General features: G+C 71.2%; 16 protein-coding genes. 7 read left to right on the forward strand and 9 right to left on the reverse strand.

The genetic code is table 11. The features are described 5' to 3' along the window. Window positions 1-2: 2 nt before the first annotated feature. From ACIGA3_RS08355 to ACIGA3_RS08395, 9 genes are all read right to left on the reverse strand, one after another. Complete coding sequence (locus ACIGA3_RS08355) at window positions 3-368, reverse strand: ArsR/SmtB family transcription factor (RefSeq protein WP_399711758.1); 366 nt, start codon at window positions 366-368, stop codon at window positions 3-5. A 194-nt stretch (window positions 369-562) separates the two neighbouring features. Beyond that, a complete protein-coding gene (locus ACIGA3_RS08360; protein ID WP_399711760.1) occupies window positions 563-1,522 on the reverse strand; it encodes an ABC transporter substrate-binding protein in 960 nt (319 codons plus the stop codon). A 109-nt stretch (window positions 1,523-1,631) separates the two neighbouring features. Beyond that, window positions 1,632-2,300 carry an ABC transporter permease gene (locus ACIGA3_RS08365; RefSeq protein WP_399711762.1) on the reverse strand — a complete coding sequence of 223 codons (669 nt, stop codon included), beginning with the start codon at window positions 2,298-2,300 and terminating at the stop codon, window positions 1,632-1,634. Beyond that, the gene (locus ACIGA3_RS08370) at window positions 2,297-2,950 is read right to left on the reverse strand and encodes an ABC transporter permease (protein WP_399711764.1); all 654 of its coding nucleotides are present in this window, start codon (window positions 2,948-2,950) and stop codon (window positions 2,297-2,299) included. Before ACIGA3_RS08370 ends, ACIGA3_RS08365 begins: the two co-directional genes overlap by 4 nt. Beyond that, the gene (locus tag ACIGA3_RS08375; RefSeq protein ID WP_399711766.1) at window positions 2,947-4,071 is read right to left on the reverse strand and encodes an ABC transporter ATP-binding protein; all 1,125 of its coding nucleotides are present in this window, start codon (window positions 4,069-4,071) and stop codon (window positions 2,947-2,949) included. Before ACIGA3_RS08375 ends, ACIGA3_RS08370 begins: the two co-directional genes overlap by 4 nt. Before the next feature lie 266 nt (window positions 4,072-4,337). Further along, complete coding sequence (gene msrB, locus ACIGA3_RS08380) at window positions 4,338-4,745, reverse strand: peptide-methionine (R)-S-oxide reductase MsrB (RefSeq protein ID WP_399711768.1); 408 nt, start codon at window positions 4,743-4,745, stop codon at window positions 4,338-4,340. A gap of 15 nt (window positions 4,746-4,760) precedes the next feature. After that, window positions 4,761-6,152 carry a UDP-N-acetylmuramate--L-alanine ligase gene (gene murC, locus ACIGA3_RS08385; RefSeq protein WP_399711770.1) on the reverse strand — a complete coding sequence of 464 codons (1,392 nt, stop codon included), beginning with the start codon at window positions 6,150-6,152 and terminating at the stop codon, window positions 4,761-4,763. 180 nt (window positions 6,153-6,332) lie between these two features. Continuing rightward, a complete protein-coding gene (locus tag ACIGA3_RS08390) occupies window positions 6,333-6,788 on the reverse strand; it encodes an indole-3-glycerol phosphate synthase (protein WP_399711771.1) in 456 nt (151 codons plus the stop codon). Between the two features lie 172 nt (window positions 6,789-6,960). Continuing rightward, on the reverse strand, window positions 6,961-7,767 hold the full coding sequence (locus ACIGA3_RS08395; RefSeq protein WP_399711773.1) for a pyrimidine reductase family protein: 807 nt from the start codon (window positions 7,765-7,767) through the stop codon (window positions 6,961-6,963). Between the two features lie 33 nt (window positions 7,768-7,800). On the opposite strand from ACIGA3_RS08395, the gene zapE reads away from it, so the two are divergent. The 7 genes from zapE (at window position 7,801) to ACIGA3_RS08430 (ending at window position 14,573) form a co-directional block, all read left to right on the forward strand. Beyond that, a complete protein-coding gene (gene zapE, locus ACIGA3_RS08400; protein ID WP_399712516.1) occupies window positions 7,801-8,895 on the forward strand; it encodes a cell division protein ZapE in 1,095 nt (364 codons plus the stop codon). A 246-nt stretch (window positions 8,896-9,141) separates the two neighbouring features. Beyond that, window positions 9,142-9,540: a hypothetical protein gene (locus ACIGA3_RS08405; protein ID WP_399711775.1), complete on the forward strand. Its 399-nt coding sequence runs from the start codon at window positions 9,142-9,144 to the stop codon at window positions 9,538-9,540. 78 nt (window positions 9,541-9,618) lie between these two features. Further along, window positions 9,619-10,197, forward strand: a complete 579-nt coding sequence (locus ACIGA3_RS08410) for a carbonic anhydrase (protein WP_399711777.1) — start codon at window positions 9,619-9,621, stop codon at window positions 10,195-10,197. A gap of 8 nt (window positions 10,198-10,205) precedes the next feature. Further along, window positions 10,206-11,714, forward strand: a complete 1,509-nt coding sequence (locus tag ACIGA3_RS08415) for a SulP family inorganic anion transporter (RefSeq protein WP_399711779.1) — start codon at window positions 10,206-10,208, stop codon at window positions 11,712-11,714. Window positions 11,715-11,863: 149 nt separating this feature from the next. After that, entirely contained in the window at window positions 11,864-12,850 is a 987-nt protein-coding gene (locus ACIGA3_RS08420; RefSeq protein WP_399711781.1) for a slipin family protein, read from the forward strand. 107 nt (window positions 12,851-12,957) lie between these two features. Continuing rightward, window positions 12,958-13,812 carry a polysaccharide deacetylase family protein gene (locus tag ACIGA3_RS08425; protein WP_399711783.1) on the forward strand — a complete coding sequence of 285 codons (855 nt, stop codon included), beginning with the start codon at window positions 12,958-12,960 and terminating at the stop codon, window positions 13,810-13,812. A 44-nt stretch (window positions 13,813-13,856) separates the two neighbouring features. Then, window positions 13,857-14,573: a peptidyl-tRNA hydrolase gene (locus tag ACIGA3_RS08430; RefSeq protein ID WP_399711785.1), complete on the forward strand. Its 717-nt coding sequence runs from the start codon at window positions 13,857-13,859 to the stop codon at window positions 14,571-14,573. Window positions 14,574-14,657 lie beyond the last annotated feature (84 nt).

Below are 14,657 nucleotides of genomic sequence, written 5' to 3' on the forward strand. Positions count from 1 at the left end.
GGTCACAGCCCGCGCAGGCGGCGGACCGGGACGGTGGGAGTGGTCTGTTCGGTGAGACGGCCGACGAGGAGACGGACGACGTCCACGAGCGCGGCCTGTTCGTCGGCGTCGACGAAATAAACCTGGCGGCGGCCCTCGCGGCGGGAGCGGACCAGTCCGGCGAGTTTGAGCTTGGTGAGGTGCTGGCTGACGGCGGGCAGCGCGCCGCCGACCCGTTCGGCGAGCCCGGTGACATCGCTCTCGCCCTGGGCGAGCGCCCATACGAGGTGCAGCCGCGCCGGGGAGGCGAGCAGTCCGAAGGCGGCGGCCGCCTCGGTGAGGACCTGCGGGGAGGGGTCCTGGTGGCCGGTGCCGGGCCCTGTCGCCACTGCTCTCCTCCTCGCCGGGTCTCGGCCGTGTCCGGTCTCTGTCCGGCCAGTCAGTCTAGGCGCCCCGAGCAGGCCACCCGGTCCGCCGCCGGCCCGGGCCCCCGGGCCCCAGAACGCCGGACCGCCCGGCGACGGGGTGCGTCGGCCGGGCGGTCCGGGTGGCGGGGTGCGAGAGGTGCGAGGTGCGGGCCAGGTCAGCCGAGGCCGTTGGTCTTCAGCCACTCCTTGGCCACGTCCAGCGGGTCCTTGTGCTGGACCTGCACCTGGGTGTCCAGGTCGAGCAGGGTCTTGGTGTCCAGCTTGGCGGAGACCGCGTCGAGCGCGTCCACGCCCTTCTGCGGCACCGCGTTCTTGCGCACGAGGGGCTGGACGTTCTGGAAGCCGAAGAGGTTCTTCGGGTCGCTCAGGACGACGAACTTCTCCTTGGCGATCACCGGGTCGGTGGTGAAGAGGTCGGCGGCCTGCACGGAGTTCTTCTTCAGCGCCGACTGGGTGAGCGGGCCGCCCGCGTCCAGGGACTTGAAGGACTTGAACTCCAGCCCGTACAGCTGCTTCAGGCCGCTCAGGCCCTGGTGGCGGGTCTGGAACTCCGGTGAGCCGCCGATGACCAGGTCCTTGGCGATGCCCTTGAGGTCGCCGATCGAGGACTTGGCGGTCAGGTTGTACTTCTTGGCGGTGGCCGCGTTGATCGTGACCGAGTCCTTGTCCTCGGCCGGCGAGGGCTTCAGCAGGGTCAGCTTGGAGTCCAGCTTGGCCTCGATGGCCTTGGTGGTCTCCTCGGTCGACTTCGGGGCCGCCTTCTGGTCGAGGTAGGCCAGCAGCGCGCCGTTGTACTCGGGCAGCAGCGTCACGGAGCCGTTCTTCAGCAGACCGTAGGTGGTCTCGCGGCTGCCGATGTTGGGCTGGTACTTGACCTTGATGCCCTTGGCCTTGAGGGCCTCGCCGTAGATGTCGGCGAGCAGGATGCTCTCGGCGAAGTTGTTGGAGCCGACGACGACGGTGTCACCGCTCGCCTCGCCTCCGGTCAGGGGGTTGTCGGAGTTGCCGCCGGAGGAGCCACAGCCCGCAAGCAGCGTCGTCGCCGCCGCGAGGGCGACCAGCGCCGCCCCTCGGTTCCCCCGGATGGACTTGCTGATGCGGTTGTTGTAAGTCACCTGTAGATCCAAGCCAGCTCGTGATTTGTCAGTCAAGGGAACGGAGGTCACCGATTGGCCTCGATACGCGCCCGTTTGTGTCAGCGATGTGAACTCGTCGGGGAACGCGTCAGCCACTGCGCCGCACCCCCGGCGAGACGGTGAGCTTCGACAGCGCCCAGAACAGCAGGAGGGTCACCAGGGCGAGTCCGGCGACCAGGCTGGCGCCGCCGACGACCTTCTCGTAGTCCTTCTGGTAGAGCCCGTCGATGATGTACCGGCCGAGCCCGCCGAAGCTGACATACGCGGCGATGGTCGCCGTGGAGACGATCTGGACGGCCGCGGTGCGCAGTCCGCCGAGGATCACCGGGAGCGCGACCGGGAGTTCGACCTGGAACAGGATGCGCGGCTCGGTCATGCCCATCCCGCGCGCCGCGTCCACCGGGGACGGGTCGACGGTCTGGATCGCCTCGTAGGTGGTGACGAGGATCGGCGGTACGGCGAGCACGACGAGCGGCACCATCACGGGCAGCGTGCCGAAGCCGAACCAGATGAACAGCAGCACCAGCAGACCGAAGCTGGGCAGTGCCCGGCCGGCCGTGGCGACCATCGACAGGGCGTTGCCGCCGCGCCTCAGGTGCCCGGCGATCAGCCCCACGGGCAGCGCGATGAGCGCGGCGAGGGCGAGGGCCTCCAGGGAGTAACCCACGTGCTCCAGCAGGCGGGTGGGGATGCCGTCGTAGCCGCGCCAGCGGGCGGAGTCGGCGAAGAAGGAGTGCGCGAAGTCCAGGACGTTCACCGGGCGGCACCCTTCTTCGGCATCCACGGGGTCAGCAGGGTGCGGGCGAGCACCAGCGCCGCGTCGACGAGGATCGCCAACAGGGCGGTGGTCACTACGGAGTTCACCGCGAGTTCGGGCCGGTGGTAGAGGTTGGCGTCGTTCAGCATGTTGCCGAGCGCGCCCTGGTTGCCGATGAGCATGCCGACGCTGACCAGCGAGATGCTGGACACGGTGGCGACCCTGAGGCCCGCGATGATGGCGGGCACCGCGATGGGCAACTGCACCTGGAGATAACGCCGTACGGCTCCGAGCCCCATCGCCTCGGCGGCGGCCAGGGTCTCCGGGGGGACCGAACGGACGCCGTCCACGATGGCGGGGACGAGCACGACCAGGCTGTACACGGCGAGCGGGATCATCACCGTCAGCTCGCTCTGGCCGGTGTAGTCGATGAGGATGACGAAGAACGCCAGCGACGGGATGGCGTAGAGCACGGTGGTGATACCGAGGACCGGCGGGTACAGCCAGCGGAAGCGGGCGCAGAGCTGGGCGACGGGCAGCGACAGCAGGAGTCCGGCGAGCACCGGCAGCAGCGCTTCGCGCAGGTGCAGGCCGATCAGACCGAAGTAGCTGTGCTGGAGGTCACTGGGGAGGTCGAAGAAGCCGTTCATCCGGCCGCCGTCACCTCCGGACGGTCCTCGGTGTGCGCGGTGCGGATGGCCTCACCGATGGTCGCCTGCGAGACCACGCCGACCGCGCGTCCCTCGCCGTCGACGGCCACGGCCCAGCCGGTCGGCGAGAGCACGGCCCCGTCGAGGGCGGTGCGCAGCGAGTCCTTGCCGGGCCGGAACGGCCTTCCGTGCGGCAGGAGCCGGGCGGGGTCGATGGCACCGGCGGTGAGCGCGGCCGGCTCGCCCCAGCCGAGCGGGCGGCCGTCGGCGTCGGTGACGAGCAGGTACGGCGCGCTGCCGCGCGGGGTGAGCTGTGTGGCGTCGGCGTCGACGGGAACGACCGGCTCGGTGTCCAGCTCCAGCGCGTCGGACGGGAAGAAGGACAGGCGGCGGATGCCCCGGTCGGCGCCGAGGAAGTCCTCCACGAAGGGGTCGGCGGGCGCGGTGAGCAGTTCGGAGGGCGGGGCGAACTGCGCGAGGTGTCCGCCGGTGCGCAGCACGGCGACCATGGTGCCGAGCTTCACGGCCTCGTCGATGTCATGAGTGACGAAGACGATGGTCTTGCCCAACTCGTCCTGGATGCGGAGCAGTTCGTCCTGGAGCCCCTTGCGGACCACCGGGTCGACGGCGGAGAACGGCTCGTCCATGAGCAGGACCGGCGGGTCGGCTGCGAGCGCCCGTGCCACGCCGACGCGCTGCTGCTGGCCACCGGAGAGCTGGTACGGGTAACGCTTGGCGAGCGAGCTGTCCAGCCCGACCCGCTCCATCAGCTCGGCCGCGCGCTCCCGCGCCTTGCCCTTGCTCCAGCCGAGGAGGCGGGGCACGGTGGTGATGTTGTCCAGGATGGTGCGGTGCTGGAAGAGCCCGGCGTTCTGGATGACGTAACCCATGGAACGGCGCAGGGAGTTGACGGGTTGCTGCCGGATGTCGGCGCCGTCGAGGAGGATGCTGCCCTCACTGGGGTCCACCATCCGGTTGATCATCCGCAGGGTGGTCGTCTTGCCGCAGCCGGAGGGGCCGACGAGGACGGTGATCGCGCGGTCCGGTATGTCGAGCGACAGCCGGTCGACCGCGACCGTGCCGTCCGGGTATCGCTTGGTGACTGAATCTATCCGTATCAAAACGCCGCGCGCCCTTCGGTTGGCAGGAGATCGTGCCGGCCGAGTCTAGACGGCACGGGCCACGGCACCCGGAGGGCGCGAAAGGGCGACCGGACCGGGTGCGGGCGCACGCATCCGTGGTCGTGCCACGGCCGGACGGTCCCATGAATCGGATGGCTGCTACCCAGACACAGCCATCCCACTCCACCGATTATGTGACGATTCCCACCCGCCGGAGGTGGATGGGTGGGAATCGTGGGGTGCCTCGACCCTCGTCGGGAGCGGTGTCAGCCCTCTTCCGGCGTGAGGCGCAGCGAGATGCTGTTGATGCAGTACCGCTGGTCGGTGGGCGTGGGGTAGCCCTCGCCCTCGAAGACGTGCCCGAGGTGGGAGCCGCAGTTGGCGCAGCGGACCTCGGTGCGGACCATCCCGTGCGAACGGTCCTGGATCAGCTCGACCGCGTCGGTGTCCTTCGGGTCGAAGAAGGACGGCCAGCCGCAGTGCGAGGCGAACTTGGTGCCGGAGGTGAACAGGTCGGCACCGCAGGCCCGGCAGGAGTAGACGCCCTCGGTCTTGGTGTCCGTGTACTCACCGGTGAAGGCCGGTTCGGTGCCCGCCTGGCGCAGCACCGTGTACTCGGCCGGGCTCAGCTCCGCCCGCCACTGCTCGTCCGGCTTCTCGACGTCGTACGCCATGAGGATCAGCCCCTTCTACTTCTGCGACAGGCGGTCCAGGATCAGCGGGCCCAGGTCGGTGACGTCGCCCGCGCCCATGGTGAGAACGAGATCACCGGGCCCCGCCATTCCCGCGACGACCTCGGGGATGTCCGCCTTGTCGTGCACGGCGGTGACGTCGGCACCGGCCGCGCGGGCGGCCTCGATGATCAGCGCGCTGGTGATGCCGGGGATCGGGTCCTCGCGGGCCGGGTAGATGTCGAGCACCACGGAGGCGTCGGCGAGGGCGAGCGCCTGGCCCATCTCCTTGCCCAGCTCCTGGGTGCGGGAGAACAGGTGCGGCTGGAAGACGACGAGGATGCGGCGGTCGTCCCCGGCGGCGCCGCGCATGGCCTCCAGGTCGGCGGTCATCTCGGTGGGGTGGTGGGCGTAGGAGTCGATCACCTGGACGCCCGCCTCCTCGCCCTTGAGCTGGAGGCGCCGCTTGACGCCGGTGTACGCGGCGAGGGCGGGGGCCAGCTCGTCGGCGGGGATGCCGAGGGCGGCGCCGGCGGCGAGCGCGGCGACGGCGTTGAGCGCGTAGTGGCGGCCGGGGACGGAGACGGCGAAGGTCAGCTCTCGGCCGTCCATGAGGACGGTGACCTGGCTCTTCAGCCCCTCGGGCACGATCTCCAGGACGCGTACGTCGGCGTCCTCGGCCTCGCCGTAGGTCACGGTCCTCACCCCGGACACCCGGCGGGTCAGCTCGCGGGCGCCCTCGTGGTCGGCGGAGATCACCAGGGTGCCGCCGGGGACGATCTTCCCGGCGAAGGTCTCGAAGGACTCGTAGATCTCGTCCATCGAGGCGTAGTTGGCGTGGTGGTCCAGCTCGACGTTGAGGACGATGGCGACCTCGGGGGCGTACTTGTGGAAGCTGCGGTCGCTTTCGTCCGCCTCGGCCACGAAGATCTCGCCCTCGCCGTGCAGGGCGTTGGAGCCGGGCGCGTCCAGGTCGCCGCCGATGGCGTACGACGGGCGGGCGCCCAGCTCGGTGAGGGAGACGGCGAGCATCGAGGTGGTGGTGGTCTTGCCGTGCGTACCGGCGACGGCGATCGGCCGCAGGCCCTCCATCAGCGCGGCGAGCGCGTCGGAGCGGTGCACCACCGGGATGCCCAGCTCGGCGGCGCGGGCCAGCTCGGGGTTGTCCTGCCGGATCGCGGAGGAGACGACGACACAGCTGGCGTCGTCGGCGAGGTGCCCGGCCGCGTGCCCGATGTGCACGGTGGCGCCATGGGCCCGCAGCGCCTCGGCGGTCGCGGACTCCTTGGCATCACTGCCCGCCACCCGCGCGCCACGCTGGGCGAGGATCTTCGCGATCCCCGACATCCCGGCGCCCCCGATGCCGATGAAGTGCGGTCGGTCCATGGCGATAGGAAGGCCGGGTGCCATGCGTTCTTCTCCCAGATACGAGCGAGCCAGAGGATGCCCACCCTATGCGCAGATCCCCGCGCCCCCGCACCCCGGCCGGGGGCGCGCCGGGCGCAGCCGCGGGCACCGGATAGGTGGGTGGGGCACCGGGTACCCCACCCGCGTACCCGGTGTCGGACCGGCCGCCGAAGCCCCGCAGGGCTACGCCTTGCTGTGGGAGAACAGCTTCAGTACCGGTACACCCACCTTGTGGCGGGCGCGGGAGGCCCAGTCGCGGTGGAAGAACTCCTCCACGTAGTGCGGGTCGGTCAGCACGATCACCTCGTCGGCGTGCACCTCGCCGACCAGCGCCTTGAGCGCGTCCAGCGGGTGGTTCTCCACGAGTCTTCCCTCGGCCTGGCTCCCGGCGGCGCGCAGTGCGCGCAGGGAGACCTCCAGGGCCTTCTCCGCCACGCTCCGGGCGTCCGAACCCTCGGGCGTATCACCCTCGTGGACGGCCTCGTCCAGTTCGCCGAGCGCGATGTCGTCGATGGCCCGCAGCAGGCGGTCCGCCTGATCGCCGCGCGGCTGGAGCAGCACATGGAAGAAGACCGGCTCGTCGCCGTGCAAGGTCGTGACGAATTCCACGTCGGCCGACGTCAGGGCTTTCTCGATCATCAGAACGCTTGTGAACACCAGCCGCCTCTTCTCCTTCGAGGGCCCTCGTGACCCTCAGTCCTCCGTTGGCCCGAAAAGCCCTGCGGAAACCATCCTGCCCCGTTACCGCACGGGGAGTGCCGGGACTAAGTGTGCCCCCCGGAAGCTAAACGGAACGGTAGATTCCGCTGTTTCAGGGACGGCGGTACCGCCCGAACAGAAATCCGTCCTCCTCCAGCAGGGACGCCAGCGCGAACCGGCGCGGCACGGACACGCCCGGACCACCCGCGATGCGCTGCGCGTCGCCCGCCGTGAGCATGGGCGACAGCGTCAGACACAGCTCGTCCAGCACCCCGGCGGCCACCAACTGCCCCAGCAGCCGCGGTCCGCCCTCGGTGAGCTGCCGGGTGTACCCGAGTCCGGCCAGCGCCCGCACGGCGCGTACGGGGTCGACCCGCCGCCCCTCCCCCGCGACGATCACCCGCGCCCCGGCCCGCTCGGCGGCGGCCACTCGGTCCACGGGGGCGTCCGCACCGGTGAGGACGACCGTCGGGACCAGCGGCGAGGTGTACAGCGGAAGCGAGAAGTCCAGGTCGAGACTGCCGGAGACGACGGCGACGGCCGCGGCCGGACCCTGCCCGGCCTTCTCCCGCGCCCGCGCGAACTCGGCCCGTGCGCGAGCCGGCCGGTATCCCTCCTGCCGAACCGTTTCCGCACCGACCAGGACGACATCCGCGAGGGCCCGCAGCGTGCCGAAGATGCGCATGTCGGCGGGGCCGGAGATGGGCTGGGAGCGGCCGTCGTGCTGGGCGGCGCCGTCGAGGGTCGAGACCATGTTGGCCCGCAGCCAGGTGCGCGGCCCGCCGTCGTCGGAGGTGGGATAGGCGTAGGCGGCGGCCAGTTCGGCGAGACTCCACTCACCGGCCCCGTCCGGCGCCGCACCCTCCTGGTCAACGGCCCGAGCTGCTGTTTCGTCGGTCACAGGGAACAGGCGTCGCATTCGTGCAGTGTGACATGGCGATTAGCATGGGTAATCGTGTCCTCCACCGCAGCCTCCGGCTCCAGCCCGCTGACCGAAGCGGGCCCGCTGTCCCTGTGCGCGCGCGAGCCGCACGTCCCGGCCGACCGTCTGGTCGCCGAGATGGTGCCGCCGCCCCGCTTCGACTCGGTGCGCTTCGCCACCTACATCCCGGACCCGAACCAGCCCAGCCAGACCGACGCCGTGGGCGTACTGGAGGGCTTCGCGACGGGGCTCGGCCAGGCGCGGACCGAGGCCAGGCGGGGCCTGTTCGGCTTCGGCCGGGCGAAGGCCAAGGCCCCGGCCGGCCCGCGCGGCGTCTACCTCGACGGCGGTTACGGCGTCGGCAAGACCCACCTGCTCGCCTCGCTCTGGCACGCCACCCCCGCCGAGCCCTCCCGCAAGGCGTTCGGCACCTTCGTGGAGCTGACCAACCTGGTGGGCGCCCTCGGCTTCCAGCAGACGGTGCGGACCCTGTCCGGCCATGCCCTGCTGTGCATCGACGAGTTCGAGCTGGACGACCCCGGTGACACCGTGCTGGTCTCCAGCCTGCTCGGCAAGCTGGTCGAGGCGGGCGTGGCGCTGGCCGCCACCTCCAACACGCTGCCCGGCAAGCTGGGCGAGGGCCGGTTCGCGGCGGCCGACTTCCTGCGCGAGATCCAGGGCCTGTCCGCCCACTTCCGCGCCCTGCGCATCGACGGCGAGGACTACCGCCATCGCGGTCTGCCCGAGGCTCCGGCGCCCTACTCCGACGAGCAGGTGACGAAGGCGGCGTACCGCGCCGAGGGCGCCTCGCTGGACGCCTTCCCGCAGCTGCTGGAGCACCTGGCCAGGGTGCACCCGAGCCGGTACGGCGCGCTGACCGACGAGCTGCGCGCGGTGTGCCTCACCGATGTACGGCCGGTGCCGGACCAGTCGACGGCGCTGCGGCTGGTGGTGCTGGCGGACCGGCTCTACGACCGCGAGGTCCCGGTACTGGCCTCGGGGCTGCCCTTCGACCAGCTGTTCAGCGAGGAGATGCTGAACGGCGGTTACCGCAAGAAGTACTTCCGCGCGATCTCCCGGCTCACCGCGCTGGCGCGCGACGCGAAGGGCCTCGTCGCCGAGTGACTGAGCGAGCGAGCCACTGAGTGACCGTCGGATAAACCGACCGGCTTCCCTGTTTCTGGTATCTCATCAACTTATGCGGGTCAAGGGCTGATTCCAGCCACTTGACCCGCATTTTTCACGCTTCCTGGCACACGTAACCCGCTGTTAACCCTGCAAAGCATCTCGCCGGGTTAACGTGTTTCTTGACCATCCATTGACCAATGCTTGGCGCGTACAAGAGACGCGGATTTCCGCAGGGGGGTGCGCATGTCCCGAGGCAGGACGCTTGGCGCGGTGCTCGCCCTGTTCGCTGTCGCACTGCTCTCCCTCCAGCTCTTCGCACCCTCCGGACCCTTCGCAACCGCGCATACGCTCGGTGAGGCCGGGGCCAACGACGCGCCGGGCACAGCCCTCGTCGCCCAGTCGGCGGGCGAGGGAGCGGACACCGTTCGCGAACCCCGCCGCCCCAAGACGCCGCCCGTCGCCACCCATGCCGACCGGCACCGCCAGCGCGGCACCGCGCCCACCCCGGCGCTGGAGCGCCCCCTCATATCCCGGCGGCCGGCCGAGCCCGCGCCGCCCTCGCGTTCCGGCTTCCCGGACGCCCATGTCACGAGATCCTCCGGAGCCCATTCCCCGGCAGCCCTTCAGGTCTTCCGCTGCTGAGGGGCGGGCTCGCTCCCCCCACCACAGTCGTGCAAGCCCGACGCGCCATCGAGGCGCGCCAGGAGGAGTCCAGACATCATGCAGCCCCTCATCGACTACGCCCGCACGTTCGGCCGGCGCCCTGAGGAGTTCGCCCGCCTCGCCGAAGGCCAGTCCCCCCAGGTCCTGTTCATCACCTGCTCCGACTCACGGGTCGTCCCGGCCCTGATCACGGGCGCCCGCCCCGGCGAGCTGTTCGAGCTGCGCACCGCGGGAAACATCGTCCCGCCCCACACCTCGCGGCACCCCACCAGCGAGGCCGCGACCATCGAGTACGCCGTCGAGGTGCTCGGCGTCCGCGACATCGTCGTCTGCGGTCATTCGCACTGCGGCGCGGTCGGCGCGCTGGTGCGCGGCGACGACCTCACCGCCGTACCCGCCGTGCGCGACTGGCTGGCGCACGCCGCCCCGCGCCCGGCCGGCGCCGCCGAGGACCCGGAGGTCGCCGAGGGCGTGCAGTGCCACGCCCTGACCCAGCTGCTGCGCCTGCGCTCGTACCCCTGCGTCGAGCGCAGGACGGCGGAGGGCACGCTCGCCCTGCACGCCTGGTACTACGAGGTGCACACCGGGGCCGTGCGTACGCACCGGCCCGACACCGACACCTTCGAAGCCCTGTGAGCGCGCCGATGACCAGGCACGATCGCATATCGCGCGTTCCGTATCCGCGGCAGGACTTCACCGCTTCCCTCGTCGTCTTCCTGGTCGCGCTCCCGCTGTGCGTGGGTGTGGCCGTCGCCTCCGGGGTCCCGGCCGAACTGGGGCTCGTCACCGGCATCGTGGGCGGTCTGGTCACCGGGGTGATGCGCGGCAGCAGCCTCCAGGTGTCCGGTCCGGCGGCCGGGCTGACCGTGCTCGTCTTCGAGGCGGTCAAGGAGTTCGGGCTGCCGGTGCTGGGCGCGATCGTGCTCGCCACCGGTCTGCTCCAGGTCGCGATGGGCGTGCTGCGGCTCGGGCGGTACTTCCGGGCCATATCGCTGGCGGTCGTGGAGGGCATGCTGGCCGGAATCGGTCTGGTCCTGGTGGCCGGCCAGCTGTATCCGGCCATGGCGGCCAAGGCTCCGGACGCCGGGCTGGACAAGATGCTCGGTCTGCCGCGCGGTCTCGCCGGCGCGTTCGGCGACGGCAGGGCGCTCGCCTCGCTGGCGCTGTGCGCGGGCACCATCGTTGTCATGGTGCTGTGGAAGCACCTCCCGGCGAAGGTGCGTACGGTGCCCGGACCGCTGGCCGCGGTGGGGCTCGCCACGCTGGCGGCGCTGGTGTTCAGCATGCCGGTGGCGATGGTGGAGGTGCAGGGACTGCTGGGCGCGGTCCAGCCGCCGCCGCTGAGCGCCTTCGCCGAGTTCGCCGATCTCGCGGTGCTCGGCACGATCATCGCGTTCACCCTGATCGCGTCCGCCGAGTCGCTGTTCAGCGCGGCGGCCGTGGACCGGCTGCACGACGGGCCGCGCACCGAGTACGACCGCGAGCTGACCGCCCAGGGCGTCGGCAACACGGTGTGCGGACTGCTCGGCGCGCTGCCGATGACGGCGGTGATCGTGCGCAGCGCGGCCAATGTGCAGGCGGGCGCGCGGACCAAGGCGTCCCGGGTGCTGCACGGTGTCTGGCTGCTGCTGTTCGCGGCGCTGCTGCCGGGCGTCCTCGCCCATATCCCGCTCCCGTCGCTGGCGGGCATCCTGATCTACTCGGGGGCCAAGCTGGTGCCGGTCCGGGCGCTGGCGGGGCTGTGGCGCGAGCAGCGGGGCGAGGCGCTGGTGCTGGCCGTGACGGCGGTGTCCATCGTGGCGGTCGGCATGTTCGAGGGCGTGCTCATCGGGCTGGCGCTGGCGATCGTCAAGACCGCCTGGGAGGCGTCGCACATCAAGGTCACCGTCATAGACAAGGGCGCGGGCCCGGTCGACGCCTACCTCTCGGGCAACGCGACCTTCCTGCGGCTGCCGAAAATACTGGACGGCCTGGAGGCGCTGCCCAAGGACCGTCCGGTGCGGCTGGACCTCTCGGGGCTGCTGCACCTGGACCACGCCTGCCGCACCGCCCTGGAGAACTGGGCCGAGCGGCACAGCGCGGCCGGTACGGAGCCGGTGCGGCTGACCACTCCGGTCAAGCGGGACGAGCACGCCGAGACCCCGGCGGGCTGATCCACCACGGCCGCTGACGGGGCCGGGGCGACGGGTGCGATCCCGTGGCCCCGGCCCCGTCCTCATGTACAGGCCGTAGCTTCAGCTCACATACAGGACGTACTGTTGAGTAAGGGAGCAAATCGGACCTCTCGGTGAGGGGGGCGACCATGTTGGAGCTCGTGATCACGCTCATAGCGGTGGCCGGTGGGCTCGGCCTCATCTGCCTGGCCGCGGCCATGCGCGTCATCAAGCAGTACGAACGGGGAATCCTGTTCCGGCTGGGGCGGATCTCGGGTGAGCCCCGGCCGCCCGGACTGACGCTGATCATCCCGTTCGTGGACCGGCTGCACAAAATGAACATGCAGATCGTCACGCTGCCGATCCCGGCCCAGGAGGGCATCACGCGGGACAACGTCACCGTGCGGGTGGACGCGGTGGTGTACTTCCGGGTGGTCGAGCCGACTGACGCGCTGGTGCGGGTGGAGGACTACCGGTTCGCCGTCTCGCAGATGGCGCAGACCTCGCTCAGGTCGATCATCGGAAAGAGCGATCTGGACGATCTGCTGTCCAACCGGGAGAAGCTCAACGAGGGCCTGGAGCTGATGATCGACAGCCCGGCCGTGGGCTGGGGCGTCCAGATCGACCGGGTGGAGATCAAGGACGTCTCCCTGCCGGACACCATGAAGCGGTCGATGGCCCGCCAGGCCGAGGCCGACCGGGAGCGCCGGGCCCGGATCATCAACGCGGACGCCGAGTACCAGGCGTCGAAGAAGCTCGCCCAGGCCGCGCAGCAGATGGCGGACACCCCGACGGCACTGCAACTGCGCCTGCTCCAGACCGTGATGGCGGTGTCGGCCGAGAAGAACTCGACCCTGGTCCTGCCCATCCCGGTGGAACTGCTCCACTTCCTGGAACGGGGCGCCCGCGACGGACAGCCCACGGACCGCAAGCCCGAGAGGCCCGAGCAGCCGGAGACACACGAGAAGCCCGAGCAGCCGGAGACACCCGAGGAGCCCGTACCGGAGATCGCACCGGCCCAGGAGCCGGCGTCCCCCTACCTGGACGCCCTGACCGGCCCACCGGATCTGGGCGCCGTCCTCGACCAGCCCCAGGAGCGGGTCACCCATGCGGAGGGGCGGCCCGAGCAACCGTAAAGAGCGGCAAAAGCGGCTGCCGGACCGGACCGCCGCGCGGGTGACCGTCTCGCCGCGTCGGTGGGTGGATGAACATATGACCAGCTTGGCGGTCCTATTTTCATACGGTGATTGCACTCGTACGCCGTATCACCGCCGTCTGCGCCATGGGCGCGGCTCTCGCCGCCTGCGGTACCGCGGACCCCGCCAAGCCCGTACGCCCGGCCCACGCCGAGCCCCATGCCTCCGTCTCCCCGTCCCCGGCCGGCACGCCCACCATGGCGGCGGGTCCGGGCGGCCTCACCCCCGTGTTCGAGCACGGCCCGCGCGACCGGGGCAAGACCGTCGCGCTGACCTTCGACGCCGACATGACCGCCGACGAGGGGCCCCGCGCCGCCGCCGGTGAGCGCTTCGACAACCCCGGTCTCATCGGCGCCCTGCGCACGCTGAAGGTCCCGGCGACCGTCTTCATGACCGGCCGCTGGGCCGAGGAGTACCCGGACCAGGCCCGCTCCCTCGGGCACGACGCCCGGTTCGAGGTGGCCAACCACTCCTACAGCCACTACGCGTTCACCGGCGACTGCTACGGCCTGCCGACCGTCGCCCCGGACGGCAAGCTGACGGAGGTCCAGCGCACGTACGCCTCCCTGCGCAAGGCGGGCGTACCGAACCCGATGCCGTACTTCCGGTTCCCCGGCGGCTGCTACGACCGTGACGCGCTGCGCGCGATCAGCGGCGCGGGTGTCACCGCCGTGCAGTGGGACGTGATCAGCGGCGACGCCTTCGCCACGGACGCCGACGCGGTCGTGCGCCAGGTGCTGGACGGGGTGAAGCCCGGTTCGGTGGTCGTCATGCACTGCACCCGCAGCGCCGCCCCGACGACCGAGAGGGTCGTCCGCTCGGTGGTGCCGGAGCTGCGCAAGCAGGGCTACCGGTTCGTGAAGGTCTCGGAGCTGATCCGGGAGTCCGGCACCCCGCGCTGACCGGCGTACCGGGCCGGACCGGGGTGCTCGTAGGGTTGGCCGACGTGAGCCATGTTTCAGCCGCCCCCGGCGACAGCCCCTTCCAGACCGAGCCCACCCCGCGCGACGAGGCCCCGCAGTTCGTACTGCCCCTCGTCGTACGGATCGAGAAGAGCGCGCCGCCCGCCCGTACCGACGCGCTGGAGACCGCCGCACGCGCCGTGCTCGTCCTGCTCGGGGACGAGCGGGCGCGCGGCGACGGCGAGTGGGCCGAGGCGGTACGGGACTGGGAGGACGCCCGCATCCGCAAGGTGGTCCGGCGGGCGCGGGGCGCGGAGTGGCGCCGCGCGGAGGAGCTGCCCGGCATCACGGTGACCGGCGCCTCGGCCGAGGTACGGGTCTTCCCGCCGATCCCGCTGGACGGCTGGCCCAAGGAGCTGGCCAAGCTCCAGGTCTCCGGCACCGAACTGGACGACCCCGAACTCCCCGCCGACCCCGACCGCACCGCCCCCGTGCTCTGGCTGAACCCGGACCTGAAGATGTCGGCCGGCAAGGAGATGGCCCAGGTCGGCCACGGCGCCCAGCTCGCCTGGTGGGCCCTGTCGGACGCGGCCCGCGAAGCCTGGCACGCCGCGGACTTCCCCCTCACCGTCCGCACCGCCACCCCCGCCCACTGGCGCGAACTCACCACCGGCGGACTGCCGTTGGTCCGCGACGCGGGCTTCACCGAGATCGCCCCGGGCTCCGCCACGGTGGTCGCCGACCACCCGGCGCTCCACTGACCGGCGAACCTCAAATATTGCTCTGAACCCGCCGCCCCAGCGGTTCACGTGCCCCCGTCGGGGCCATACCCCCGGCAACCGAAG

The sequence above is a fragment of the Streptomyces sp. NPDC085596 genome (assembly GCF_044541565.1).
Classification (GTDB): domain Bacteria; phylum Actinomycetota; class Actinomycetes; order Streptomycetales; family Streptomycetaceae; genus Streptomyces.